This is a genomic window from Pseudoalteromonas sp. NEC-BIFX-2020_015, from assembly GCF_012952265.1.
Lineage (GTDB): Bacteria > Pseudomonadota > Gammaproteobacteria > Enterobacterales > Alteromonadaceae > Pseudoalteromonas > Pseudoalteromonas neustonica.
Map to the genome: position 1 here is coordinate 72059 of NZ_JABCJL010000002.1, position 25308 is coordinate 97366.

Here is a 25308-nt window from a genome sequence, read left to right on the forward strand (position 1 = left end):
CTTTGGGCAGCGCATGTTTGGCATTTATACTGCTTCAAAATCAATCACGAAAGGTCAACACGCCCTAGCATTAAACCTAAAATAGTTGTAATTCCCGTTAGAAATATAGGGCATAGACCCTGCACCTCTATTCGTAAAGTAGCCTATTTAATGTCTAAACCTCGCCTGCGTAAGACATTATAAGTGACTATTAGTATCATATTGTTATTCACAACAATCTTCGCTAGTGTAATCACCTCAATCATTCAAAATGCTGCTGCACAATTTATCGAGTTCTGATTTGCCGTAAAATAACAGTGTTTTTATATTTTGAGCCACTAAGCTTTATAATTTACAACTTTATCAGCCTACGCAGACTATTTACTTTTGCCTGTGAGTCTTGCTACTGAGTAAATATTTTCAGCCCAGCGCTTCCTTTTAGGTGTAATAAAAAACCTAAGGCTTTACGATAATAACCTTTGCGTTTACCACTTTTTATAGATTTTAAGCAATAAAAAAGCCGCTATTAAGCGGCTTTCGTATACAAATAACGATTTAAACGCTGAAACTAGCGCCACACCCGCAGGTGGTTGTTGCATTTGGGTTAGAAACAAAAAAGCGTGCGCCTTCAAGTCCTTCAGTGTAATCAACTACACCATCAACCAAATACTGTATACTCATTGGATCAACCACTAAGGTGACGCCATTTTTTACGATCTCTAAATCGCCTGGGTTTGCTTTTTCATCAAAAGTAAAACCATACTGGAAACCAGAACAACCACCGCCGGTTACATAAACACGCAGTTTTAGTTCAGGGTTTTCTTCTTCATCAATTAACTGTTTAACACGAACCGCGGCTGCATCGCTAAACTTAATCGGTAATTCTTCTGACATACCAAGACCCTCAATTCCTACATTGATCGGATTATCTAATACCCGAGTGTTTTAATCAAGTATAGCGTTTATTTACTAAGCGCGAATACCTATAAATGATTAGGGCGTGTTAACCTTTGTGGATTGAAATTTCCAAACACACTGCTGTAAAATAAATCACGAAAGGTTAACACGCCCTAAAGTAACCGCCCATCGTTTTAAGTCAAAAATAGCACTGCTTGTGGTTTACTCTTTAAACACTGCTCATTATTAAAATGAATAACTGTAAATGGCATATCCCCACACCGATGAGAATAAACCTAACGCGATAAAAACAGCAGCTGATCCCATATCTTTGGCACGGCAAGATCATTATAAATTGAACTTATAGAGCAAGTAGTGATCAGATCAAGGCATGATATTAACCTGCATATTCTTGCGCTTAAAGGGGATCACTCAGGCATTCAAAAAGAGCTGAAGCTTGGTGGCACAAACGAGAGCGTGAAGGGTTAACGCAGAGCAATTTCGATGAGTATACCGAAATTAGCGCTGGTCATGGGCGTATCGAAACACGAACTTGTCAGCAGTTACTTATTGATAAAAGCTGGTTAGGCAAAGCGTATCGTTGGTCAGGCTTAACGAGCATACTTAAAGTCACGGCTGAAGTTCATGATAAATCGGCAGGCACAGATACAACAGAAACCCGTTGGAAGCTCATTAGACTCAAATGCGGAACAATCACTCAATGCAGTACGCAGTCACTGGCAAGTTGAAAGCATGCATTGGATGTTAGATATGAACTTTCGAGAAGATGAATCAAGAATACGCAAAAAACAGGGTCCACTCGTATTTATTGTAATGCGAAAAATAGCGATGGCGTTGTTTAAACAAGATACAACTAAGTCAGCAAGTATAGCGAGGAAAAAGAAAATGCCTGAACTAGGCGATGATTAACGCTCAACCCTGCTAGAATAAGGGGTTAAAATGCGCTAGCCGTGGCGTTTGTAACAAAATGTAGGCTTTGTTATTTTTTATAAAACTAGTCCGAAATAATAAACGATGCATTTAATCTAATCAATGTACAAAAACCGCATAACTATCAAAACACTCACTCTTTAACTTTCCCTGTTTCATTCATCACATCAAGCAACGCTCTATTCATTCTTTTTATAAAATCGTCTTTATATGGATAGCTAAACTCACGGCTAAATCCTATGTGCGCGGTTCTATGACTAAGCTCATCTTTTTCTATAACTGTAACCGTATTATATTGCGGGTAAGTTTTATTTATGCTGTTTAGTTCATATTGTGTGGCTTTTCTATCGTTGACGTAACAATCTATTTTATTGGTAAGTAATTTGATTACATTCGCTGCGGTGCTTTTATTTTCCCATAACTGGATTCGCCCTCGTGCAATTGCTTGTTTATAACGTTCATCCAGCAGTAAATAACCAGCATTCATTCCTAAATGAACAGGTTTATTAACCGGTAAATCTAAATTTAATGCAGCTTTTAAATCAACATTTTCACGACAATAAGTCACCACAAATTCGGTCCCTAACGCCACCGAATACGACGAAATAAAAGGCCTTGAATCATAATGTAAATACGGAGGAACCACGCCAATAACATCGCCTTTTTTAACGGTAAGTAATGCTCTTTTCCATGGTGTTGAAATTATTTTAACGTGATAATCTAGCTTTAATTGAGTACTAGCACGTCTCAATAAATCAATATAAATCCCTTTTACTTCACCATTTTCTAAATAGCTATACGGCGGATAATCATCATCAGCTAAAATAGTAACATCTACGTTGCTATGACTTGTAAATGCACACATCAGCATGAGTAAGCCCGTAATCAGTATTAAACGCTTTTTTAAAATATGCATGTTTTTACTATTAGTAACTCCACTTTTGTGAGTAGTCATAGCGAAACCCTACTGATAATGAACTAAAGTCAGCTAAATAATCAAAGTCTCGGTAAAGGTATTCAACATGTAAACGTAAGTTTTCTGCAGGCAACCATTCAAGCGTTAAATTTGCGCCATTATAGTTTTGCGTTTGATCGGCTTGGTGTCCATCATCAAAATCAAAATAACCCATTTTTACTTTATAATTTTTGCTAAGCGGATAAGCCATTGATACATCAAGTGTATGCCCGTCTCTATCCAGGCTTAAGTCTCTATTGTATTCTTTTGCTTGATATCCCAGCGCAAAATACAAACCACTATCAAAAGAGTAAGCTACTGATCCAGCAACAATATTATTATCTCCCAACGCTTGTTCATTTTCATAGATACCTTTATTTGTATACGTCAAAGCAACATGTAAATTATTTTTATCATAACTTACCCCACCATTGATAAGGTCACTTTTATTATCGCCTTGTGCGCCATTAAATTGGCTAACCAGCATCCACGTAAAATCACCTTGCGTTATCTGATAAGTAAGCAGGTTATTTACAAAAAAGAGACTTTCAGGATCATATGCAAACGGGCTATTACCGTGGTTAAAAATATCGACGTACTCAGCAATAAACAGGTACTGAGCTGGGCGCTGCTTGCCTATACCGACCTTCCCATAAGGGCTATCCAAAGCAACATAGACTTGCCTAGCTTTACCAAAATCACCATTGTTTGATAAATCAACGCCCCACTCACCATGGAGAATCCCTTGCCATTGGTCGTTAAATTCTACCGTTGATTTAATACCAACATGAGAAAGTGCGTCTCTTACATCCCATTGAGATTCGTTGTCTTCATCAATATATCCGAGTGTTGGTCTTATTGTTGCGTAAATTTTAACATCTTTTTTAATAGCCTCAGGTGATGATACAGGTAATTGCAAATCAGTAATTGGGGGGATTATTGCGACATTTGACGCAACAGAAGAACCCTGTTTTTTATTTTCAAGCACCTCAATTCTTTTACTGATACTCTCAAACTGTAGTGTTAATGACTCTAAAGCGGCTAATTGCGCGCTGATTTTATTTAGCTGTAATTTTAAATTTTTTAGTTCTTGTTGTTCATCTTGAGCGTATACTGAAAACGAGCAAGATGTAGTTAACAAAAAGCAGATGAGCTTTATTTGCATGAATGCGCCTTACCATTTAAACTTTTCCTAAGTGTAGACTATGTTTATATATACATAACAAAAAACACTCGTTCTTATTCAGTCAAAAAGTGAAATATTATGAAAATCAGAACTAAATTCTCCATCGCTTCAGGCATAGTGGTATTTATCGTTATTTCACTACTTGCAACAACAACTTACTTACTTGTACAACAAACGCTAAAAAAGTCCACCGACGCGTATATGCAGGATAATGCATCACTGTTATCACAAAGCATTAGCAATTGGCTGGTTAGTAAATCAGCACAAGTTAATGTTTTAAAAAAGCAGATTGAATCAGACTTCTCTAAAGATAATTTTCAAGCTGGGTTAGAAAACCCAGCCTTTTCAGATGATTTTTCATTAATGTTTGGTACGCTAAGCGATGAAAAAGGGCTTCGCTCTAATGATAAACAGAGGGTTAATCCACCTGGTATCGATTTTAAAGAAAGACCATGGTACAAGTTAGTGCAAAACAACGATGCGATCTCATTTACCGCACCTTATGTTGATGCTGCTACAAACGAACTATTATTATCAGTTGTCACTGCAATTAACACTTCTAGTGGTTTTCAAGGTGTTATTGGTGGTGATTTGAGCTTAAATGCCATTGCTGATAGCGTAAATACCATTAACTTTAACGGCAATGGTTTAGCATTTGTTGTCGATGGCACTGGTAAGATTATTACTCACCCGACCACCAGCTTCAGCAATAAACAAACTCAAAATATTTACCAAAAATCCCCAACTGAAAGTAAGCAAATTTTAGAGATTGAGCACGAAGGACAAACAAAGTTACTCTACTTTTATCCCTTGAGTGATAACGCTGGCGTTGATTGGTCTTTAGCCATGCTACTTGATAAAGATAAAGTGTATGAATCCCTAACCGTCTTTACAACACGTACCTTTTTCATTGCTATTTTAAGTATTGCTTTTTGTGTGTTGGTCATCAGAACATTGGCAACAATACTATTAAGACCGCTAGATGAACTAGAGCATGCAATCAGTGAAATTGCCTCTGGTGGCGGAGATCTAACTCAACGATTAACAGTAACTACAGAAGATGAGTGTGGCGTGGTAGCTAAAAGTTTTAATCGCTTTTTATCGTCATTACAGATATTAGTGACGGGCGTTATTGATAAAGCGAATAGTGTTGAAGCGCAAAGTGCAGCAGCAAAATCATTATCAACCGAATCAAGCCGCTCCCTGAACGAACAATACCAATTAATTGATAGTCTAGCCACTGCGATGCATGAGATGAGCACCACCTCATCTGAAATTGCCTCCAGCGCACAAGAAGCTGCAACATCAGTAACCTTGGTAAATGATTCAACGAGTTCAAGTAAAACCTTGTTTGAAAAAACCACATCAGATATTACTAATCTATCGGATTCAATTTCTAACTCCCAAGAACTGAGTAATCAATTAGCGGAACACAGTAATAGTATTGAGCAAATACTTTCTGTAATAAATAACGTAGCAGAGCAAACCAATTTGCTTGCACTAAATGCAGCAATTGAAGCAGCAAGAGCTGGGGAGCAAGGGCGCGGGTTTGCGGTTGTGGCCGATGAAGTAAGAACCTTAGCCTCAAGAACGCAAAGCTCAACAACAGAAATAAAAGCAATGATTGAGCAGATTCAACTGTTTTCATCAAAAGTACAGCAAGCTATGGAGCAAAGTAAGCAAAAGGCATCGCAGTGTGTTGAGCAAACTGAGGTTGCCAATCAATCTTTAAACACTATTTCTATGTCAGTTAAAGACATTATGGATAGGAACTTTCAAATAGCTGCCGCGATTGAAGAGCAAAGCACGGTTATTGAAGAAATTAATAAAAATACAATTAATATTAAAGATATTAGTGTGCAAGTGGATGAATTTGCTAAAGAGCAATTTGAAACCAATACAAATCTAGCTGAAAACGTAAATGCTCAGCAAGATTTACTGAAAAAATTTATTGTGTAATTAAACTTGATGGTATATGCCCAAGTCACCTCAAGATGTAAGTGTCAGTTGGAATTAAAAGCGATTTAGACAAGGCATTGATTGTAAATAATGGTTGCCCCCTTGTTAAAATCAATAGCGCAGTATAAGTCGCTTTTAAATCAACCCTTTGGGCATTTCACAGACGCTTACTTTCATCGTTGTAACTTCTTAAAAGGGACTGCCATTACTGCAAATAACGCCTTGATATTAAACACCTGTGAAACGCTGAATTCTGCATTTTGAGGTGGTTTGGGCATAAATATACCTGCAAGCTCACCTTCTGCATATTGAAACTGTATTAATAATACGGCGCACTAAGCCGTCTATTTGCCACTAATAAATCCCCCCATCCCCCCGTACTTATGCCCTTGAAATGAGCCTGATAAAATCAGAGGTTATCCGTAGATAATTCAAAAATCAAAAGGACTTACTGCCGTACATTTGATAAACTGCCCGCCTAAATGGGTGGCGAGGAAAAATGCATGTGGCTTGAAACGCTTAGGCGTCGCTTGGCTAAGCCAAAAACATCGGTGCAACTGTGCTTACTAGGTGTATGTGCTGGTTTAATTGCTGCGTTTTTTATCATCTTATTCCGTTTAACAATTTTATTCTTTCAAGGTTTATTTCTTGAAACACCTGATGACTTTACAACACTTCCAACCCTTGAACGGGTATTAATGCCAATTGGCGCGGCCTTTTTGATTGCCTTATTTGCAGCCCTAACAGGTTTTAAACATTATCGCTTAGGCATTCCCTTTGTTATTCACCGCATAAAGCGTCACTACGGACAAATGCCGTTATATAACACAGTTAATCAATTTGTCGGTGGTGCTCTGGCGTTAATTAGTGGTTTTTCTGTTGGACGTGAAGGGCCTTCAGTACATATGGGTGCAACGGGCGCAAGCTTGCTTGCTGATAAACTGCACTTACCTCACAATGCTATGCGCACGCTAAGCGGTTGTGGTGTGGCTGCGGGTATTGCCGCTTCGTTTAATACACCACTAGCAGCCGTCATTTTTGTGATGGAAGTGGTGCTCAGAGAGTATAAAATCCACATATTCGTCCCCATTATGCTTGCCGCCGTAACGGGGGCCCTTGCCACTCAATTTGTATTTGGTGATGTCTCTGAGCTTGCTCTTATTGTTGTTAACCCCTTAAGCGGTTGGCATTACCCATTTTTAATCATTTTTGGGATGGCTTTAGGCGCGGTTGCTTTTGCGTTTAACCAAAACCTGATGATGATAATTCGCACGTTTAAACCCCTAAGTATGTTCCCGCGTTTACTATTGGCCGGCGTAATTGCAGGCGGTATAGCTTATATGGTCCCACAAGCGATGGGCTCTGGTATGAGCGCTATTACTATTGCAATTGAATCTCCTGACGATGTACAACTGTTAACAACCATTTTAATTGCTAAGTTGCTTGCCACCTTATTTGCGATTGGATTGGGTATCCCCGGTGGAATTATAGGCCCAGTTATTGGACTGGGTGTATTAATGGGCACTCTCATGGCATTTTTTGCACAATTTATTAGCCCCGGTGCTGATATAGCCGGCACTTATAGCGTATTAGGCATGGCAGGCTTACTCGCTGCCACACTGCATGCCCCGCTTGCCGCTTTAACAACCGTTATGGAACTGACCTCAAGCCCTGAGATTATTGTCCCTGCTATGCTGGTTATTTCGACAGCCTACGTCACTGCATTACAAATTTTTGGTAATCGTTCTATTTTCTTGCAGCAATTAGATTTTCAAGGTTTGTCGTATCATGTATCCCCTGCCACTGAGGCATTACAAAAAGTGGGGGTGATGGATGAAATGGATGAAAACTTTAAATTGCTCTACTCCGCGGATAAAGAACAAATTAAAACAAGCCTTGATGCTGTGAGTAGTCAAACTCCCTTGATTGTTTACGATACTGAAAATGGCTACCGTTTAGCTGAATACGATTTAAGTTTAATGTCAGAACAAAACATATCAATAAATTACATTAACTTACAAGGCGTTAGTAGCCAATCAACACTTGCTGATGTATTTGACTTACTAAAAGATAAACGCAGCGGTGCTGTGTATATTTATAACTTACTCGATAACCAACAAATTATGGGAATTATGCGCTGGGATCAGATCCGCCATATCCTTACTATACGTAATAGCTTACTGTAACAAAAAATAAGAGAACACTATGAGCGCGCTACTGGTTTATAAAGCCTTACATGTATTTTTTATGATTGCCTGGTTTGCCGGCATATTTTACTTACCACGCCTTTTTGTTTATCACGCCATGAGTGAAGAACGAGCCTGTAATTCTATGCTTAAAGTGATGGAGCGTCGCTTGCTCTATTTTGTAACCCCTTTTGCCATATTAACAGCCGTATTTGGTGTACTACTCATTGTTGAATATGGCCGGGAATGGTTTAAATACAGCATGTGGTTGCATTACAAATTAGTACTCGTCATCGCACTGTATATATACCATGCGTATTGCTTTAAATTACTCGCTGATTTTAAACATGACCGTAATACACGCAGTGATCGCTTTTATCGTATTTTTAATGAGTTGCCCGTGTTAGTGCTATTAGTCATCGTATTTTTAGCCATAACTAAACCAAGTTTATAAAAAATTTGCTATAGTACCGCGCGATTGCGTGCCCATCTTTGATGGTTAGATCGCGCCCCTTTTCAATGTGATAGGAATAACCCCATGTTAAGTTTCCAAGGTGAAAATATTCTTTCGGTCAATCAGCTTGATCGTGACTGTATTGAACGTATCTTTGCAGTTGCAAAGAAAATGGAGCCATATGCTAAAAAGCAAAAACGCACAAACGTGCTTGAAGGGGCAATATTAGCAAACTTATTCTTTGAGCCAAGTACGCGTACTCGCGTAAGTTTTGGTACTGCTTTTAATTTATTAGGCGGCTTGGTTCGCGAAACAACCGGTATGCAAAGTTCAGCTCTTGCCAAAGGCGAGTCGCTCTATGACACCGCTCGTGTTATTTCAGCTTATGCCGATGCAGTCGCCATGCGCCACCCTGATTCAGGCTCAGTTGCTGAATTTGCAACCGGTTGCTCAGTGCCTGTCATAAACGGCGGCGATGGCCCAAACGAGCACCCGACACAAGCACTACTTGATTTACTGACTATTGAACGTGAACTTCACCGCTTTGATCAAAACATTGATGGTATGCACATCGCCCTTGTTGGCGATTTAAAATATGGCCGTACGGTGCATTCGTTATCAAAACTACTGTGTCATTATAAAAACATTAAGTTTTCGATGGTCGCACCTGACGGCTTACAAATGCCAAGCTACATTTTGGATGCTGTTGATAATGCGGGTCATAAAATAGAAATTGTTGATAAAATGGAAGGCAATTTAGCCGCTGACATTGTCTATCAAACACGTATTCAAGAAGAGCGCTTCCCATCACAAGAAGAAGCAAACAAATACCGTGGTGGCTTTAGAATTAGTCAATCTATTTATAATGCCCATTGCAAACCCAACTCTATTTTAATGCACCCACTGCCGCGAGATAGTCGTATGGAAGCTAATGAGCTCGATAACGATTTAAACCTAAATGACAACTTAGCAATTTTTCGTCAAGTACAAAATGGCGTATTAATTCGCATGGCTCTGTTTGCACTTACACTTGATGTTGCCGATAAAGTAGAGCAATACGAAGTTGCAGTGCCTTGGTTTAGCCGCAAACGCGATAGTTAATTTTTAAAGTGACAACTTAATAGGATTTTTCATGACAATTAGCCAAGATTTATTTGCCCGCGCACAACAATCTATTCCGGGTGGTGTTAACTCACCAGTACGTGCCTTTAATGGCGTTGGCGGCACACCGCTATTTATTACCAGCGCACAAGGCCCATTTACTTTCGATGCCGATGGCAATCGTTATATTGATTATGTAGGTTCATGGGGTCCGATGATTATGGGCCATAATCACCCTGCAATTAAGCAAGCAGTGCTTGAAGCGGTAGAAAATGGCCTAAGTTACGGCGCACCTACCGAAGCTGAAATATTAATGGCCGAAAAAGTAAAAGAGCTAGTTCCATCAATCGAAAAAGTTCGCATGGTAAGCTCAGGAACTGAAGCCACCATGAGCGCAATTCGCTTAGCTCGTGGCTTTACTGGCCGTGACAAAATACTTAAATTTGAAGGGTGTTACCACGGTCATGCTGATTCACTACTAGTGAAAGCAGGCTCAGGTGCATTAACTATGGGCGTGCCTAATTCACCGGGTATTCCTGAAGATTTTGCTAAGCACACATTAACAGTGTCGTTTAATAACCTTGATGAAGTGAAAGCCATTTTTGCAAAATATGCAGATGAAATTGCGTGTATTATTGTAGAGCCAGTGGCCGGCAACATGAACTGTATTCCTCCTGTTCCTGGCTTCTTAGAAGGCCTGCGTGAAGTATGTGATGAATATAAATCAGTGCTTATTTTTGATGAAGTAATGACCGGCTTTCGCGTAGCACTTGGCGGCGCACAGGCTTATTACAACATCATCCCTGATTTAACCTGTTTAGGTAAAGTTATTGGCGGCGGTATGCCTGTGGGCGCGTTTGGCGGTAAAACGCAGATCATGGATTACATAGCTCCAGTTGGCCCTGTCTATCAAGCGGGTACTCTTTCAGGTAACCCTATTGCAATGGCCGCAGGTTTGAAAGCGCTAGAGCTACTTAGCGTTGAAGGCCTACACGCTAAGCTTGAAGCGAAAAGTAAAGCAATCTGTGAGGGTTTTGAAGCAGCAGCAAAAGCTGCAGGCATCGCCCTTACAACTAACTATGCCGGTGGCATGTATGGCTTTTTCTTTACTGATCAAGACAAAGTAACCACTTACGAGCAAGCTACACAATGCGATTTAGAGCGCTTTAAAAAGTTCTTCCACTTAATGCTTGAAGAAGGCGTTTACTTGGCCCCATCAGCATTTGAGGCAGGTTTTGTATGTTCTGAGCATTCAGAGCAAGAGATTACAGATACGATTGCCGCTGCACAGCGCGCTTTTGCAAAACTATAAGTATTAGGGTGTGTTGATCTTTCGTGATTAATTTTGCAGCAGACTGTTTGGTATTTAGGCAAGACAGCGCCTATGGTGTGTGGTTGTTCCCCATAAATCGACGATAACGCAGTATAAATGCCAAACATGCGCTGCCCAAAGAGTTCTTTCTAGGGGCGATTAACTCTTTGTTACCTACATGGAGGAAAGGTAAGGGGCGTGAGCAGGACGCGGAAGCTTTGCTCGATTTTTACTTATTCTCACATGGATGTGAGCCAGTAGAATAACGCAGGAGCAGTTATCGAGCCCACTCGGTGACAAACCTCGCGCCGCGATTAAATCGCCCCTGGATTGAACAAATTTCAATCCACAAAGGTCAATACGCCCTCGTTTTAATGTAATTAAAAAGCCCATAAGGGCTTTTTTTGTTTATAGGCTAATATTAATGAATGATATTGCAAGTAAGCTAGGTCTTACTAAACAGCATTCACTATTTTGCCTATAACAAGAGAGCACTATGTCAGGACTACGACGCGCAACTTCCCCTGCTATCAACTTGATGGCAAATTTAAAATACAAAACTAAAATTAGTCTCGTATTTGGTATTTTATTAGTTCCCCTAAGTGTTAGCCTATTCTTCTTACTCTCGTTATTAACCGATAGTATTCATGTTTCAACAATGAAACGTCAAGGTTTACAAAGTTACAGTGCTTTACTCGAAAACCAAATGAACTCCCAAACAAATAAAAATGCTGCTATTGCTCGCAGCTTCGGTTATCAAGTTAGTGACTCTCAAAACAAGGATGCGCTTGAATTAGTCTCTATCCAATCGCAACTCGCTGTGGATGATCATTTAGCCAGTGCTTACTTGAACCGCGCACTGGTATCTCCCATCCCAGCTTTAATAGAACAAGTTAATTTAACAAGCAATAGCGCAAATACAGTTTTAACTAATAAAGGCTTTACTCCTGACACATTTATAGCGCTGTCAAATTTATCTAAATCCTTACCTCAGTATGAAGAAAACATTGAAAAAACCTTATTCGTAGCCACAACGGCCAACAAACAAGTGAGTAAAATTTTAACTCCTTTGATAAATAAACTACAGCAAAGTACCCTTAACTTTAAGCGCGCCATCGACAGCAAACTATTAGAGCCCGATAATTTAGAAATAACACAGGCCGAGTTTTCTCAATTACATCAAGCAGTCACCAGCAATATCAAAGAACTTATAAAGCAAAGTGTGCCAACACTTGAGCAACTAATTACTGACAAGTTACAGCAGCAACAATGGATCAGAAACATTGTATTAATTGCTTCAATATTAAGTTTGTTGAGTGCATTTTATTTATTAATTGGTTTTTATTTTGCTGTAGTGGATGGTATCACCCGATTTGCTGACGCAGCAGAACAAGCTGCTAATGGCGATCTAAGTGCTAGATTAGAATCTATCGGCAGTGATGAAATGAGCATTATTACAGCCCGTTACAATGCATTACTAAAAGCATTTAGTAATCTATTAGCAGAAGTAAAAAAAACAACCGTAGATTTAAGCAGCGCTACGGTATCACTTGAACAAGCAAGCCATCAAACAAGTCATGATGTAAGCGAGCAACAAGGGCGTGTAAATACAATTCACAACGCATTAAGTGATATGTCAGACAGTGCTCATGCTGTTGAAGAATCAGCAAATCAAGCAATGTTAATTGCGCAAAATGCAGCCCAACATGTTAAAGAAGGCTCGCGTAACACCATGGAGCTTGCTCAGTATATGCAAGACTTACAAGTGGAGTTTAGCGAAAACCAACAAGCACTCGATCGCCTAGCCGTGGATAGCCAAAATATTGGTAATGTAAGTAAAGGTATTAGTGAAATAGCTGATCAAACCAACTTATTAGCGCTAAATGCCGCTATTGAAGCAGCGCGCGCTGGAGAGCAAGGCCGTGGTTTTGCTGTTGTTGCTGATGAAGTACGAACACTTGCTTTACGTACACAGGCACAAACTCAAGAAATACACCAAATTATCAGCTCATTGCAGCAAGCATCAGATGATACACAACAAAAAATGCGTTCAAGTGTAGAGAAGATGGTGCACTCAGTGCAGTCAGCAAATGACACTAATAATGTGCTACAAAATGCAGAAAAAAGCATGCAAGAGATCAAAGTACAAGGTGAGCAAATTGCGCAGCGTGTGCAATTACAATCCCAAGCAACAACCCAAGCGTTAAACGATGCCCAACAAATTAGTCACTTAGCAGAGCAAACCCAAATATCTGCGCAGTCTAGCCTATGTGATGCGAAAAAAATTAGTCAGCTTTCAGAGCTACTATCCGATGCAATGCGATTTTTTAAATCTTAATGTATGCTATAAAAAAGCCAACTTATGTTGGCTTTTTTACTTAGAGACTTAACGCTGGCAGCTTGGCCTTGGTTCGAATTCGCTAACCCTAAGTGGTAGTTGAATAACTTTACCGCATCCCGGTGGTGCTTGTTTTCCTGTCAGTTCATTAATAAATGCCCAGCGAATCGAAGCAGGACGTGTATCGGCAATTGCTTGTGGGTTAAGCGGTTTAAGATAACGGATATACGCTTCAAGCGCCCCTACACTGCCTGTTAAGCCCGTACTTTTATTATCATCACGACCAAGCCATGCGACCGTTACTGTATTTTGATCAAACCCTGCAAACCAGCTATCACGCAAGTCATTACTCGTGCCTGTTTTACCCGCTAACTGAATTGACGGAAAATGGGCATTTAAACGTTTTGCGGTACCATCTTTTGTCACTCGCTTCATCGCATACTTGGTCATGTACATGGCGTCTTTTGCAAACCTTGGCTGTGATTTCACCTTATGTGAATACAAAACACTACCCACAGAGTCAGTCATTGCTGAAATCGATGTCAGCGCTCGGTATTCACCGTCAGCTGCAAGCGTGGTGTAAAGCTGCGCCACCTCAAAGCTCGACATTTCAAGTGCACCTAATAATAATGAAGGATAATGATCTATTTGCTCTTTAACACCCAGTTTATTAAGTGTATCGGCGACGTTATCAACACCAACATCCAAGCCCAAATTCACTGCTGGAATATTAATACTTTGACTAAACGCTTTATAAAGCGGCAACATACCACGAAACTGACGATCAAAGTTCTCAGGCTGCCATACTTTTCCTTGCTCATTTGTCACCTGCAAAGGTGAATCATCTAACAAGGTGGCTAAGTTATAATTAGGCGAACCAAGTGCCGTTAAATAAACCGCAGGCTTCACCAGTGAACCAATATTTCGTTTAGTATCAAGTACACGGTTAAACCCTAAAAAGCGCGGATCACGTCCCGCAACTAAAGCCGACACACCGCCTTTTTCTACATTAACTGAGATCATCGCCGCTTCTAACTGCTCTGTCGTTGAGCGCTTCTCTAAGTACGGTAAACTATTTGCTATTGCCTCTTCCATCGCAGCTTGTTTTTGCAAATCAAAATAGGTAAACACCCTCACACCGGCATCTAGCACCTCTTGATCAGGTAATAGTTTTTTCAACTCACGATCAACTAACTCCAAATAACCCGGGTATGATTTTGTAATGCTGTCTTTCATTGGTGACACAGTAATAGGACGCTTTAGCGCTGCACGGTACTCTCTGGTATCAATTAATTGATTTTCGACCATTAAACGCAATACTAAGTCACGGCGTTCCATCGTCCGTTCACTATAACGACGCGGGTTGTAATATGACGGACCTTTAACCATTGCCACCAGTAAGGCTATTTGGTCAAACTCAAGTTCATCAACGGGCTTTGAAAAATAAAAGTCTGACGCTAACCCCATGCCATGAACACCTTGGTTATAGGATTGACCAAGGTATACCTCGTTTAAATAGGCTTCTAGGATCTGATCTTTTGAATAACGATAGTCTAAAATTAAAGCAATGAGTGCTTCGTTGAATTTACGCACCAGCGTGCGCTCACGGGTCAAATAAATATTTTTAGCTAACTGCTGTGTTAACGTACTGCCACCTTGAACCGTACGACCGGCTTTAATATTACTATACAAAGCACGCATAATTGACCACACAGACACACCATGGTGTTTATAAAAATTTTGGTCTTCAACCACCAGCAAGGTATCTTTTAGCATTGGCGGGAATTTATCAAGTGGTACAAATTCGCGATCTTGTTTTGAGTCATTGCCAATACGTGCTATTTGCACCGGCTCCAAACGCGCTGAATTAACACGGCGCCCAAACTTGTCTTTAATCGTCGCCAGTTTTTGCCCCGCGAAACGCAGCTCAATTTCACTCGCTTGCTCAAACCCGTCATAAAAATCAAACTCACGACGGTAAATTTTGATACTGTCTGGACCTTTAATATATTGCCCAGTACGGCTTATTTTATTAACGGAAGAATAACTTAAGCGTTTGAGCTCCCAAATAACTTCGTCACTAGATAAAAACTGTCCTGGATAAAATGTCATTGCTCTGGCGTATACTTGCGCAGGCAGTTGCCATTTATTACCTTCAAATTGGCGCGTTACCTTTGCATCAAGATAAATCAAATATAAACTCATAGCGACGATACCCGCTAAAGTTAACTTCCAGAAAATAGACCATAGCTTACGCCCAATACTGCGCTTTTTAACATTTTCAGACGCGTTCTTTTTAGCTTCAGTTTTTTTATTTGCAGTGGTTTTACTCACCGTTTTTTTTGCGGCTTTAGGTGTCGAGCTTGGCTCTTTCTTTGCAGGGCGTTTTGAAGACGTTTTTGTTGTTCGCGAGTCTTTTTTATCAGTCATTGACGTTGCTATTTATTTCCAGAAGTTAATTTTACAGATGTAATGACGACAATATTAACACCTGTAAAATTAACAGTCACTGAAACTTAGCGTGTACACAACCAAAGTGAATGGATCACGGCAGGTATAAAAAAGATAAAACATAGAACGATATTAATGATGAGATCTTTACCCACACCCGCTTTTAAAAATACAGCTATCGGTGGTAAAAATAACGACAAAATGATCAGTACTAATTTGTTATCCATAAGGATCCTTATTATAGTTTGGTAATAATTTTGTCCTAAGCATAGCCAGTAATCGTTATTTTTCCTATGCGAATGTTCTGATTTTTCCGTGTCTGTATTGTCTATCGCACAAAAAAGCCCTAACCGCAGTTAGGACTTTGTTTTGAACACACAATTATTTAAATTTGCTATTACTGATTAGTTACCACGCACAGAGACAAACTCAGGATAAGCATCAATACCACAATCGTGCTGATCCATTCCATTTAACTCTTCTTCTTCTGTGACACGAATACCTATGGTTTTCTTCAAAACAGTCCATACAATGACTGACGCTATAAATACAAACCCTAAAATACACACCAAACCAATTAACTGATTAACAAAGGTTGCCTCTGCATTCGTAACAGGCACTAGCATGATACCAAGTACCCCGCATACACCATGAACTGAAATTGCACCAACGGGATCATCAATTTTAACTTTATCCAGCGCTACAATGCTAAATACCACGAGTGAGCCACCTAAAACACCCAATAAACACGCCATTACCGGCGAAGGTGATAAGGGGTCTGCCGTAATCACAACGAGTCCTGCCAATGCACCGTTAAGCACCATTGTTAAGTCTGCTTTACCCCATAGCACTTTACATACAAACAACGCTGCAATTGCGCCAGTGGCCGCAGCGGCATTGGTGTTTAGTAATATTTTGCCTACGGCAGTTGCATTTGCTGCATCTGAAATTAATAACTGAGAACCACCGTTAAAACCAAACCATCCCATCCATAAAATAAACGTACCCAATGTTGCTAACGGCAAGTTAGAACCCGGAATTGGATAAATTTCACCATTTTTACCGTATTTACCTTTACGAGCACCAAGCATTAATACACCTGCAAGCGCCGCCGCTGCACCTGTACCGTGCACAATCGCAGAACCTGCAAAGTCAACAAAACCCATTTCAGATAAGAACCCTCCACCCCAAGTCCAATAGCCCTCAATCGGGTAGATAAAACCGGTTAATACAATTGCAAATGCAAGAAAAGCCCATAACTTCATACGCTCAGCAACAGCCCCCGATACAATTGACATCGCAGTTGCTACAAATACAACTTGAAAGAAGAAGTCTGACTCCAAAGAATGATCTGCATCAGCAGCTTGCGTGCCTATTAATGCGCCAAGCGAAGGGACTAAGCCACCTTCAGTGTTGTCTACATACATAATGTTGTAGCCAACCAGTAAAAACATGGTGCATGCGATTGCATACAACGCCACATTTTTAGTTAAAATTTCAGTGGTATTTTTTGAACGCACTAAACCGGCTTCAAGCATGGCAAAACCTGCAGCCATCCACATCACTAAAATACCTGAGATTAAAAAATAAAATGTATCTAACGAGAATTTGAGTTCTATAATCGTGTTTTCCATAAAGCCCCCTTAAATTGCTTCTTCATCTAATTCACCCGTACGAATACGGACAATTTGATCCAAGTCGTAAACGAAAATTTTACCGTCACCTATTTTTCCTGTTGAAGCAACCTTAGTAATGGTTTCAACAACACGTTGGCAATTTTCGCTACGAGTAGCAATTTCGATCTTTATTTTTGGAATAAAATCGACTTGATATTCGGCGCCGCGATATAACTCGGTGTGCCCTCGTTGACGGCCAAACCCTTTAACGTCAACAACGGTCATTCCTTCAATGCCTAAATCAGCCAATGCTTCTCGCACATCATCCAGTTTAAATGGCTTTATTATTGCACTAATCATTTTCATAGTGGCCCCCTTCGGACGCTTATTGTTATCCTGTTTCCTTAGATAATCCAACCTTTGTGCCACTATTTAAAGCTCTTATTAAACAAGAGCTTATTAATTAAAGTTAATTTTAAGCAATAAAAAACGCACCATATAGGTGCGTTTTATTAACATTTCTACAGTGCTGGTGCAGCACACTAGCTTTGTTGTACAACACAATCTCTGTCTTGCGCTTTTGCTTGATATAACGCCTTATCTGCCAAGCGCATCGCACTCGTTAATGTTACATTTTGAAAGTTTGCTAAGCCAATGCTTACCGTAATGGTAAATGACTGACCATTTATAACAAAGTCATACGCAGCAAGACGTGATCTAAATGCATCAAGTAGCGGGTATGCTTGCTCTAAACTGATGTCAGCCAACACAATTGCAAACTCTTCACCACCTACACGCGCTACCGTAAAACCTTTGAAAGAGCTGCGTAATAAAGACGCAACTTGCTTTAATGCCTGATCACCCGCTTCATGACCAAACTTGTCATTAATCGCTTTAAAAAAGTCAATATCCAGCAATGCTAAGCTATTTTTACGTGCTGTTTCCTTTAAAAGCGACTCTGCAAATTGATAAAAGTAACGTCGATTATATAAACCAGTTAAATCATCACGATATGCACTTTCTTTAATATCTGCGATTAACGAAAGTTGTTCCATTGTTTGCAATACCCGACAATGGAACTCTTCGTTCATAAATGGCTTTGTTAAAAAGTCATTAGCGCCATACTTTATAAAGCGTGCTGATAGGCCATGTTTGCCAGCCCCAGATAACCCTATGATGGCTAAATCATCACGCCCTCTAAAATTGCGCACCGCTTTAACTAATTCAAAACCATCCATAGTAGGCATAGCGTAATCAGTCATGAGTAGTTTAATTTCAGCGTCTTTTTTTAGAATTTTTAGCGCTTCTTCACCATCATGGGCCACTTGTACATCAAACAACTGCTTTTCTAGCATTTGTTTCATCAATGAACGACTTAGTAACGAGTCATCAGCAACTAATGCTTTACATCCTTGATTACGTAATAATTGTGCAACCAATTTTACAGCGTAATGATACGAATCACGGTTGTCTTTAATAACATAATCAACAACCCCTATCTCGAGCATTTCTTGGCGCTTGTATTCATCAATTTTTGAGGTTAAAACAACTGTAGGAACATTTTTTTCCAACGTGTATTTAACAACCTCACCGTTCATTGCATCGGGAAGAGTTAAGTCAACAAGCGCCAAAGTATAGTTTTGATTGCTTATATATTCTTTAGCCTCTGCTAGTGACCAAGCAAAATCAACTGCTACATTAAGGTAGTGGGCAACTAAATGGCGCAACACTTGCTGAACAACTTTACTATCTTCAACCACTAAAACTCTTTGCATAAATCTTCTCTATACTGCAGATGGATTTTGCTTGTTTTATCCCTTCCCTAAGAAACAACAAAGCACAACGTAATAATTTAGCATGGAATATACTCCACTCTTGTAATAATCAAAATCTATTAAGGTTAATATACGCATAAAGCATACTTTCTTTGAAAAAAGCTAATATAAACTTCCGCCTCTTAACGATTAATACTGGTAGCTAGTCTCATTACCTTTGTTATTTTCTAAAAAATTATCTTTAATAGGCTAACTTTCGTTTAAAGGATCCCCCATGAAGCTTGTCAGTATCATTAGTTTATCTCTGGCCGCACTAACAGTTAGTGTAACAACCAGTAGTTATGCCACAGACAATCAACGCCGAATCGACGTTGACAGTAATGTTGTAACTCAACATAAAGCGCGTATTAATGGTGAGCGTTTTTCTTATACCGCTACCACAGGTACACAGCCGGTGTGGGACGATAAAGGCGATGCGGTTGCCACCTTGCAATACACTTACTACGAGCGAGATAAGGTCGATGATCGCACTAAGCGCCCATTACTAATTTCATTCAATGGCGGACCAGGTTCTGCATCTGTATGGATGCACTTAGCCTATACTGGACCACGCGTATTAAAAATTGATGACGAAGGTTACCCAATTCAACCTTATGGCGTTAAAGACAACCCATATTCTGTGCTTGATGTTGCTGACATAGTTTACGTAAACCCTGTAAATACAGGGTACTCGCGGGTAATTGAAAATGATAAAGGCGAATTATTAAGCAAAGATGCACAAAAGAGTATGTTTTTTGGCGTAAATGCCGACATAAAATACTTAGCAGAATGGCTAAATACTTTTGTAAATCGTAATGAACGCTGGCGCTCACCAAAATTTTTAATCGGTGAAAGCTACGGCACTACGCGTGTATCTGGCCTTGCTCATGAACTACAAAATCGTCAATGGATGTACATCAACGGTGTTGTTTTAGTGTCCCCTACTGATATTGGGATTAAACGCGATGGCCCAGTAAAAGCCGCTAACCGCCTGCCATACTTTGCTGCCACTGCCTGGTATCACAAAGCACTAAGCCCGGAACTACAAGCTAAAGATCTAGATGAATTACTGCCTGAGGTAGAAAATTTTACTATCAACAAACTAATTCCTGCACTTGCAAAAGGTGGTTTTATTGGTGATGAAGAAAAGAACGCGATTATTAAACAAATGGCGCTTTATGCAGGGGTATCTGAAAAATTTGTTCAGCAAAACAACCTTGATATTCCAAACAACTTCTTTTGGAAAGAACTATTACGTGAACGCGGGCAAACACTGGGGCGTTTAGATTCACGTTACCTAGGAATTGATAAACGTGACGCTGGCGAATCACCTGACTATTGGCCTGAGCTAACGTCGTGGTTGCATTCATTTACACCGGCTATTAACCATTATCTTCGTGAAGAGCTTAACTATAAAACAGACATAAAATACAACTTGTTTGGTAATGTTCACCCGTGGGATCGCAGTAATAACAAAACAGGCGAGAACCTACGTTTAGCAATGGCACAAAACCCATATCTTAATGTACTTGTTCAAGCCGGCTACTTCGATGGCGCAACAAACTACTTTGATGCTAAATACACTATGTGGCAGCTCGATCCAAGCAGTAAAATGCGCGATCGTTTAAGCTTTAAAGGCTACCGTAGTGGCCACATGATGTACCTACGTCATGCCGATTTAGAAAGTTCAAATAACGATTTACGTGACTTTATGCTCAAAGCATTGCCTAAAGAAGGCCAAGCTGCAAAATACTAATCGTATTAACGTTTACAACAGCCCGCTTATTGCGGGCTTTTTTTTACCCATGATTTTGATCTACCCAAGTCGCGTATTTAGGATGTTACAAGGGCTTAGGGTCGAAGCGTTACCTTGTAATAATACCTTGGCTAAATCGCTTTTAATTCCAACGACACTCGCATCTTTAGGTGGCTTGGGTATATACTCAAACTATTGATCTCACGTTTTTGGAAAACACAGATGGCAGAAAACTTCCGTGTCATGTTTGCAGGGCTAGCGCCAGATACAGAGCAAGCACAAGCGATCACCCAATTAGCTACAAAGCTAAAAGCCCCCACAAGCAAAGTCGCTGCCTTTTTTGACAACAAACCTCTATTTGCACCATGTGAAAAAGAAAAAGCATTAAAACAAGCCAAGTTACTTGCCAGTGTTGGTATCACGAGCAAGTTACTGCCACTAAATAATTCAGCCTCGGCAACAAATAATAACGACACAGCAAGCTTACGTGACGAACGTATTTTTAATGCCCTTGATTACATTACAAGCAGCTTAATTCGTATAGAAGAAAAGCTCGACGACTTAGAACAGCGTTTACCTGCTACAGCACAACAACCTTTAGAAGATGAAACCGATGATTGGCAAGATGACGACTTACTCATCGATGACGAACTAACAACCCCGGTAAAAAAACGCAGTAATATTTTATTATATTCACTGATATCGATGGTGATCCTGCTATTAATTGTATTGGGCTTATCGTTTTTGTTTCCTGATTTTTTTAATATTTTGGATAGTTAAAAGGTAATATACGCTTAAAATGAGCCAACAAAGAGCCACAATCCGTCAAGAAACCCGAAGAAAACGCAATTCACTGTCAAATAATGAACAAAAAATTGCAGCCTCTGCGCTCAAAGTGAATTTTACTCAACATTTAAAACTACAAAAAACAACTCAAAATGCCCATGTAGGTATTTATTTAAGTAATGATTCAGAATTAGATACATCATTGTTAATAAAAGACCTTTGGTCTAAAAACCACACCACCTACCTCCCTATCATTCACCCATTTAACGGCACTACTTTATACTTTCAGCGCTATGAAGAAAATTCACCCATGAGGCCAAATCGCTATGGTATCTTGGAGCCTAAGTTAAATTGTAGTCAGATATGCCCACTTGCAGAGCTTGATTATCTACTTATGCCATTAGTTGCATTTGATGATCACGGCAACCGTTTAGGGATGGGGGGTGGCTTTTATGATAAAACGTTGGCGCGCTACGAAAAAGAAAATTGGCAAAAACCACAACTAATAGGCCTTGCATATCAATGCCAACATGTGGAAAATTTACCAATTGAATCGTGGGATGTACCACTAAAGTTCATAATCACACCACAGAAAATCTATCATTGGTAAGCAATTAATTTGTATACTAACGTTTAGCAACTCCACCTATAGAGCATAAAACTATGACACAAGACGAATTAAAAAAAGCCGCTGCTTGGGCAGCCCTAGAGTTTGTAAAAGAAAACACGATAGTAGGTGTTGGCACCGGCTCAACGGTAAATCATTTTATTGACGCCCTTGGCACAATAAAAGACACCATTAAAGGTGCGGTTTCAAGCTCTGATGCATCAACTGCAAAGTTAAAAGAACTAGGCATTGAAGTATACGAATTAAACGATGTAGATGGCCTTGATGTATACGTAGATGGCGCTGATGAGATCAACACCCTAAACGAAATGATCAAAGGCGGCGGCGCAGCTCTCACCCGCGAAAAAATAATTGCAGCCGTGGCTAAACAGTTTGTATGTATTGTTGATGATACGAAACTAGTCGACACACTTGGTGAGTTTCCACTGCCAGTCGAAGTGATTCCAATGGCGCGAAGCTATGTAGCCCGTGAATTACTAAAGCTTGGCGGCGACCCTGTTTATCGCCATGGAGTGGTGACTGATAATGGCAATGTCATTTTAGACGTTCACAATTTATCAATCACTCAAGCAAAAGAATTAGAGCTAACAATTAATCAAATTGTTGGTGTAGTAACTAACGGCTTATTTGCCCATCGCGGTGCAGATAAAGTCATTATAGGCACCAAAAATGGGCCACAAATTAAATAAATAGGATGAGGATATGAGTAAGGTATCGTTAGCAAAAGACAAAATTAAAATTCTCTTGCTTGAAGGTGTGCACCAAAGTGCAGTTGAAACACTTAAACGTAATGGTTACAGCAACATTGATTACGTAAAAACATCGTTACCTGAAGATGAGCTAATTGAGCGTATTAAAGATGTGCATTTTGTCGGCCTTCGTTCTCGTACTCATATCTCAGAAGCTGTTTTAGAAGCCGCAGATAAGCTCGTTGCGATAGGCTGTTTTTGTATCGGCACCAATCAGGTTGATTTAAATGCAGCCCGCCAGCGCGGTATTGCAGTATTCAACGCGCCGTTTTCTAACACTCGCTCTGTTGCTGAACTTGTACTAGGTGAAATACTCCTGTTGTTCCGTGGTATTCCTGAGCGTAACGCCATTGCACACCGTGGCGGCTGGTTAAAAACGGCCAATGGCTCGTTTGAAGCAAGAGGTAAAACACTCGGTATAATTGGTTACGGCCACATCGGTACTCAACTGGGTATTATGGCTGAAAATATCGGCATGAATGTTGAGTTTTTTGACATCGAAGACAAACTAAGCCTAGGTAATGCCAAGCAAGTGCATAACTTAACGCAATTATTACAACGCGCCGATGTTATAAGCCTACACGTACCAGAAACACCGCAAACCAAAAACCTTATTGGCACAGCAGAGCTTTCAGTAATGAAGCAAGGCGCAATATTAATCAACGCCTCTCGCGGTACTGTGGTTGATATTGACGCCCTAGCCGAAGCCCTTACAGAGAAAAAGTTAAGTGGCGCAGCCATCGATGTATTCCCTGTTGAACCAAAATCTAACGCAGATGAATTTATCTCGCCACTGCGTGAATTCGACAACGTGATTTTAACACCGCACATTGGTGGTTCAACACAAGAAGCACAAGAAAATATCGGCATTGAAGTTGCTGGTAAATTAGCGAAATATTCAGATAACGGCTCAACAATTACTGCAGTTAACTTCCCAGAAGTATCGCTACCAGAGCTTGCAAATCGTAGCCGCTTATTACACGTACACCACAATCGCCCTGGTGTACTAACACAAATTAACCAAGCGTTTGCCCAGCACGGCATCAACATCGCCGCGCAGTATTTACAAACAGACGAAGCCATTGGTTATGTTGTAATAGATGTGGATACCGATCACTCTGAAGTCGCACTTAAAGAATTAAGTGCAGTTGAGGGAACGATTAGAGCGAGAATTTTGCACTAAGAGCTAAGCTGTAAGCGAAAAGAATAAAAGCCGTGCCTGTTAAGTTAAGCACGGCTTTTATTTAGATTAGCAATCGTCTTTCTAAACCTGAATAGAGCATGTAAACATACATAATGAAGACATCCAGCTTGATTTTATTGAAATTATTCATTTAAGCGGCTACCTACGACATGCAGTTTACACATTTCACTCTTGACGATTTAGCAGCTACCTACTTTATTCTTACTGCTTGCCAACATTAAGAAATTCCGCATAAACTTCTAAATCAATGTGATCCCCAACAATCGGTATATAACTGTCCATACCAAAGTCAGAACGTTTTATTTGACCTACCGCGCTAAAACCAATGGTGTATTTCCCTGTCATCCAGTTGTCTGCTCCACCGTGAAATGTGGCTTTAAACGTCACTGGTTTAGTAACGCCTCTAAGCGTTAAATCGCCTGAGAAATTAAAACTGGTATCAGATACAACCGTAACGGTGTGACTAGTAAATGATGCTTGTGGAAAGCGTTCACTGTTAAACCAAGTGTTATTTTGTAAGGTTTCTGCTAACTCAGTATTATTAATATCGATAGAGCTAATATCCACCACTGCGCTTAATGACGCGACAGCCATATTATTAGGATCAAAGTTCAGTTGTGCATCAAATTGATTAAAACGTCCTACATAGGTTGATAACCCTAAATGTTGGATTTTAAATATTAATGCAGCATGTTGATTATCTAGCTGATATTCACCTGCTTGAAGCGCTATCAACTCAGATTTAACAGTGGGTGCAATCCAACTCACACAACTTGTCAGTAACAGCGCACCGCACATGACTGAGACCGAATGTATAAATGTTCGCGTTGTATTCTTTAATGCTGAGTTCATAGTAGTTAAGCCATTAGTGATGTGTTAAGTATTGGTAAAACAAAACGTCATTTTGCATATAAATCAAAATATATAATGCCTCATATTTTCCATTTTCACCTCTCTTTTATATTCATGATGGAGTAAAAGCCGCC

General features: G+C 39.9%; 21 protein-coding genes. 12 read left to right on the forward strand and 9 right to left on the reverse strand.

The annotated features are described in order from the left end of the window. Positions 1–534: 534 nt before the first annotated feature. Positions 535–873, reverse strand: coding sequence for an iron-sulfur cluster insertion protein ErpA (gene erpA / locus HH219_RS01865; protein WP_054205543.1), 339 nt, complete (start codon positions 871–873; stop codon positions 535–537). Positions 874–1521: 648 nt separating this feature from the next. Here erpA and HH219_RS21900 point away from each other — a divergent pair. Next, on the forward strand, positions 1522–1806 hold the full coding sequence (locus HH219_RS21900; protein WP_249118427.1) for a hypothetical protein: 285 nt from the start codon (positions 1522–1524) through the stop codon (positions 1804–1806). Positions 1807–1960: 154 nt separating this feature from the next. On the opposite strand, the gene HH219_RS01875 is transcribed toward HH219_RS21900, so the two are convergent. Together HH219_RS01875 and HH219_RS01880 are read right to left on the reverse strand one after the other, a co-directional pair. Continuing rightward, complete coding sequence (locus HH219_RS01875) at positions 1961–2782, reverse strand: transporter substrate-binding domain-containing protein (RefSeq protein WP_169326472.1); 822 nt, start codon at positions 2780–2782, stop codon at positions 1961–1963. After that, positions 2754–3947 (reverse strand): porin, encoded by a 1194-nt coding sequence (locus HH219_RS01880; RefSeq protein WP_054205537.1) that lies wholly within the window; start codon positions 3945–3947, stop codon positions 2754–2756. The genes HH219_RS01875 and HH219_RS01880 overlap by 29 nt, the downstream gene beginning before the upstream one ends. A gap of 99 nt (positions 3948–4046) precedes the next feature. Here HH219_RS01880 and HH219_RS01885 point away from each other — a divergent pair, with 99 nt between their 5' ends. From HH219_RS01885 to HH219_RS01910, 6 genes are all read left to right on the forward strand, one after another. Then, on the forward strand, positions 4047–5927 hold the full coding sequence (locus HH219_RS01885) for a methyl-accepting chemotaxis protein (protein WP_169326473.1): 1881 nt from the start codon (positions 4047–4049) through the stop codon (positions 5925–5927). Positions 5928–6430: 503 nt separating this feature from the next. Then, the gene (locus HH219_RS01890) at positions 6431–8113 is read left to right on the forward strand and encodes a chloride channel protein (RefSeq protein ID WP_054453667.1); all 1683 of its coding nucleotides are present in this window, start codon (positions 6431–6433) and stop codon (positions 8111–8113) included. 19 nt (positions 8114–8132) lie between these two features. After that, positions 8133–8567 carry a CopD family protein gene (locus HH219_RS01895; RefSeq protein ID WP_169326474.1) on the forward strand — a complete coding sequence of 145 codons (435 nt, stop codon included), beginning with the start codon at positions 8133–8135 and terminating at the stop codon, positions 8565–8567. Between the two features lie 84 nt (positions 8568–8651). Then, positions 8652–9668, forward strand: a complete 1017-nt coding sequence (locus HH219_RS01900) for an aspartate carbamoyltransferase (protein WP_054205533.1) — start codon at positions 8652–8654, stop codon at positions 9666–9668. A gap of 31 nt (positions 9669–9699) precedes the next feature. Further along, positions 9700–10980 carry a glutamate-1-semialdehyde 2,1-aminomutase gene (gene hemL, locus HH219_RS01905; protein ID WP_064435253.1) on the forward strand — a complete coding sequence of 427 codons (1281 nt, stop codon included), beginning with the start codon at positions 9700–9702 and terminating at the stop codon, positions 10978–10980. A 496-nt stretch (positions 10981–11476) separates the two neighbouring features. Next, the gene (locus tag HH219_RS01910) at positions 11477–13318 is read left to right on the forward strand and encodes a methyl-accepting chemotaxis protein (RefSeq protein ID WP_169326475.1); all 1842 of its coding nucleotides are present in this window, start codon (positions 11477–11479) and stop codon (positions 13316–13318) included. A 48-nt stretch (positions 13319–13366) separates the two neighbouring features. Here HH219_RS01910 and mrcB read toward each other — a convergent pair whose 3' ends face one another. From mrcB to HH219_RS01935, 5 genes are all read right to left on the reverse strand, one after another. After that, entirely contained in the window at positions 13367–15748 is a 2382-nt protein-coding gene (gene mrcB, locus HH219_RS01915) for a penicillin-binding protein 1B (RefSeq protein WP_054453663.1), read from the reverse strand. Positions 15749–15834: 86 nt separating this feature from the next. Beyond that, a complete protein-coding gene (locus HH219_RS01920; protein ID WP_082355624.1) occupies positions 15835–15996 on the reverse strand; it encodes a YqaE/Pmp3 family membrane protein in 162 nt (53 codons plus the stop codon). A gap of 177 nt (positions 15997–16173) precedes the next feature. Next, positions 16174–17403, reverse strand: coding sequence for an ammonium transporter (locus tag HH219_RS01925; RefSeq protein ID WP_054204192.1), 1230 nt, complete (start codon positions 17401–17403; stop codon positions 16174–16176). Between the two features lie 9 nt (positions 17404–17412). Next, a complete protein-coding gene (locus HH219_RS01930) occupies positions 17413–17751 on the reverse strand; it encodes a P-II family nitrogen regulator (protein WP_054204193.1) in 339 nt (112 codons plus the stop codon). A 176-nt stretch (positions 17752–17927) separates the two neighbouring features. Beyond that, positions 17928–19160, reverse strand: a complete 1233-nt coding sequence (locus HH219_RS01935; RefSeq protein ID WP_054204194.1) for a response regulator — start codon at positions 19158–19160, stop codon at positions 17928–17930. A gap of 274 nt (positions 19161–19434) precedes the next feature. Here HH219_RS01935 and HH219_RS01940 point away from each other — a divergent pair, with 274 nt between their 5' ends. The 5 genes from HH219_RS01940 to serA all read left to right on the forward strand — a co-directional run bounded on the left by HH219_RS01940 (position 19435) and on the right by serA (position 24301). Further along, the gene (locus tag HH219_RS01940) at positions 19435–20955 is read left to right on the forward strand and encodes a carboxypeptidase (RefSeq protein WP_169326476.1); all 1521 of its coding nucleotides are present in this window, start codon (positions 19435–19437) and stop codon (positions 20953–20955) included. Between the two features lie 222 nt (positions 20956–21177). Continuing rightward, complete coding sequence (locus HH219_RS01945) at positions 21178–21735, forward strand: hypothetical protein (RefSeq protein ID WP_054453661.1); 558 nt, start codon at positions 21178–21180, stop codon at positions 21733–21735. Positions 21736–21754: 19 nt separating this feature from the next. Then, complete coding sequence (locus HH219_RS01950) at positions 21755–22351, forward strand: 5-formyltetrahydrofolate cyclo-ligase (RefSeq protein WP_169326477.1); 597 nt, start codon at positions 21755–21757, stop codon at positions 22349–22351. 53 nt (positions 22352–22404) lie between these two features. Continuing rightward, positions 22405–23058 (forward strand): ribose-5-phosphate isomerase RpiA, encoded by a 654-nt coding sequence (rpiA, locus tag HH219_RS01955; RefSeq protein ID WP_169326478.1) that lies wholly within the window; start codon positions 22405–22407, stop codon positions 23056–23058. Between the two features lie 13 nt (positions 23059–23071). Then, the gene (serA, locus tag HH219_RS01960; protein WP_054204199.1) at positions 23072–24301 is read left to right on the forward strand and encodes a phosphoglycerate dehydrogenase; all 1230 of its coding nucleotides are present in this window, start codon (positions 23072–23074) and stop codon (positions 24299–24301) included. Between the two features lie 222 nt (positions 24302–24523). On the opposite strand, the gene HH219_RS01965 is transcribed toward serA, so the two are convergent. Continuing rightward, positions 24524–25174, reverse strand: a complete 651-nt coding sequence (locus tag HH219_RS01965) for a YceI family protein (RefSeq protein WP_169326479.1) — start codon at positions 25172–25174, stop codon at positions 24524–24526. Between the last annotated feature and the right edge of the window lie 134 nt (positions 25175–25308).

Bases quoted from the DNA above. Each gene is read 5' to 3' on its own strand.
- mrcB (WP_054453663.1), bottom strand. From the start codon at position 15,748: ATGACTGATAAAAAAGACTCGCGAACAACAAAAACGTCTTCAAAACGC.
- HH219_RS01880 (WP_054205537.1), bottom strand. From the start codon at position 3,947: ATGCAAATAAAGCTCATCTGCTTTTTGTTAACTACATCTTGCTCGTTT.
- HH219_RS01925 (WP_054204192.1), bottom strand. From the start codon at position 17,403: ATGGAAAACACGATTATAGAACTCAAATTCTCGTTAGATACATTTTAT.
- HH219_RS01930 (WP_054204193.1), bottom strand. From the start codon at position 17,751: ATGAAAATGATTAGTGCAATAATAAAGCCATTTAAACTGGATGATGTG.
- HH219_RS01910 (WP_169326475.1), top strand. From the start codon at position 11,477: ATGTCAGGACTACGACGCGCAACTTCCCCTGCTATCAACTTGATGGCA.
- HH219_RS01885 (WP_169326473.1), top strand. From the start codon at position 4,047: ATGAAAATCAGAACTAAATTCTCCATCGCTTCAGGCATAGTGGTATTT.
- HH219_RS21900 (WP_249118427.1), top strand. From the start codon at position 1,522: ATGATAAATCGGCAGGCACAGATACAACAGAAACCCGTTGGAAGCTCA.
- serA (WP_054204199.1), top strand. From the start codon at position 23,072: ATGAGTAAGGTATCGTTAGCAAAAGACAAAATTAAAATTCTCTTGCTT.
- HH219_RS01900 (WP_054205533.1), top strand. From the start codon at position 8,652: ATGTTAAGTTTCCAAGGTGAAAATATTCTTTCGGTCAATCAGCTTGAT.
- rpiA (WP_169326478.1), top strand. From the start codon at position 22,405: ATGACACAAGACGAATTAAAAAAAGCCGCTGCTTGGGCAGCCCTAGAG.
- hemL (WP_064435253.1), top strand. From the start codon at position 9,700: ATGACAATTAGCCAAGATTTATTTGCCCGCGCACAACAATCTATTCCG.
- HH219_RS01920 (WP_082355624.1), bottom strand. From the start codon at position 15,996: ATGGATAACAAATTAGTACTGATCATTTTGTCGTTATTTTTACCACCG.
- HH219_RS01950 (WP_169326477.1), top strand. From the start codon at position 21,755: ATGAGCCAACAAAGAGCCACAATCCGTCAAGAAACCCGAAGAAAACGC.
- HH219_RS01895 (WP_169326474.1), top strand. From the start codon at position 8,133: ATGAGCGCGCTACTGGTTTATAAAGCCTTACATGTATTTTTTATGATT.
- HH219_RS01875 (WP_169326472.1), bottom strand. From the start codon at position 2,782: ATGACTACTCACAAAAGTGGAGTTACTAATAGTAAAAACATGCATATT.
- HH219_RS01890 (WP_054453667.1), top strand. From the start codon at position 6,431: ATGTGGCTTGAAACGCTTAGGCGTCGCTTGGCTAAGCCAAAAACATCG.
- HH219_RS01935 (WP_054204194.1), bottom strand. From the start codon at position 19,160: ATGCAAAGAGTTTTAGTGGTTGAAGATAGTAAAGTTGTTCAGCAAGTG.
- HH219_RS01965 (WP_169326479.1), bottom strand. From the start codon at position 25,174: ATGAACTCAGCATTAAAGAATACAACGCGAACATTTATACATTCGGTC.
- HH219_RS01940 (WP_169326476.1), top strand. From the start codon at position 19,435: ATGAAGCTTGTCAGTATCATTAGTTTATCTCTGGCCGCACTAACAGTT.
- HH219_RS01945 (WP_054453661.1), top strand. From the start codon at position 21,178: ATGGCAGAAAACTTCCGTGTCATGTTTGCAGGGCTAGCGCCAGATACA.
- erpA (WP_054205543.1), bottom strand. From the start codon at position 873: ATGTCAGAAGAATTACCGATTAAGTTTAGCGATGCAGCCGCGGTTCGT.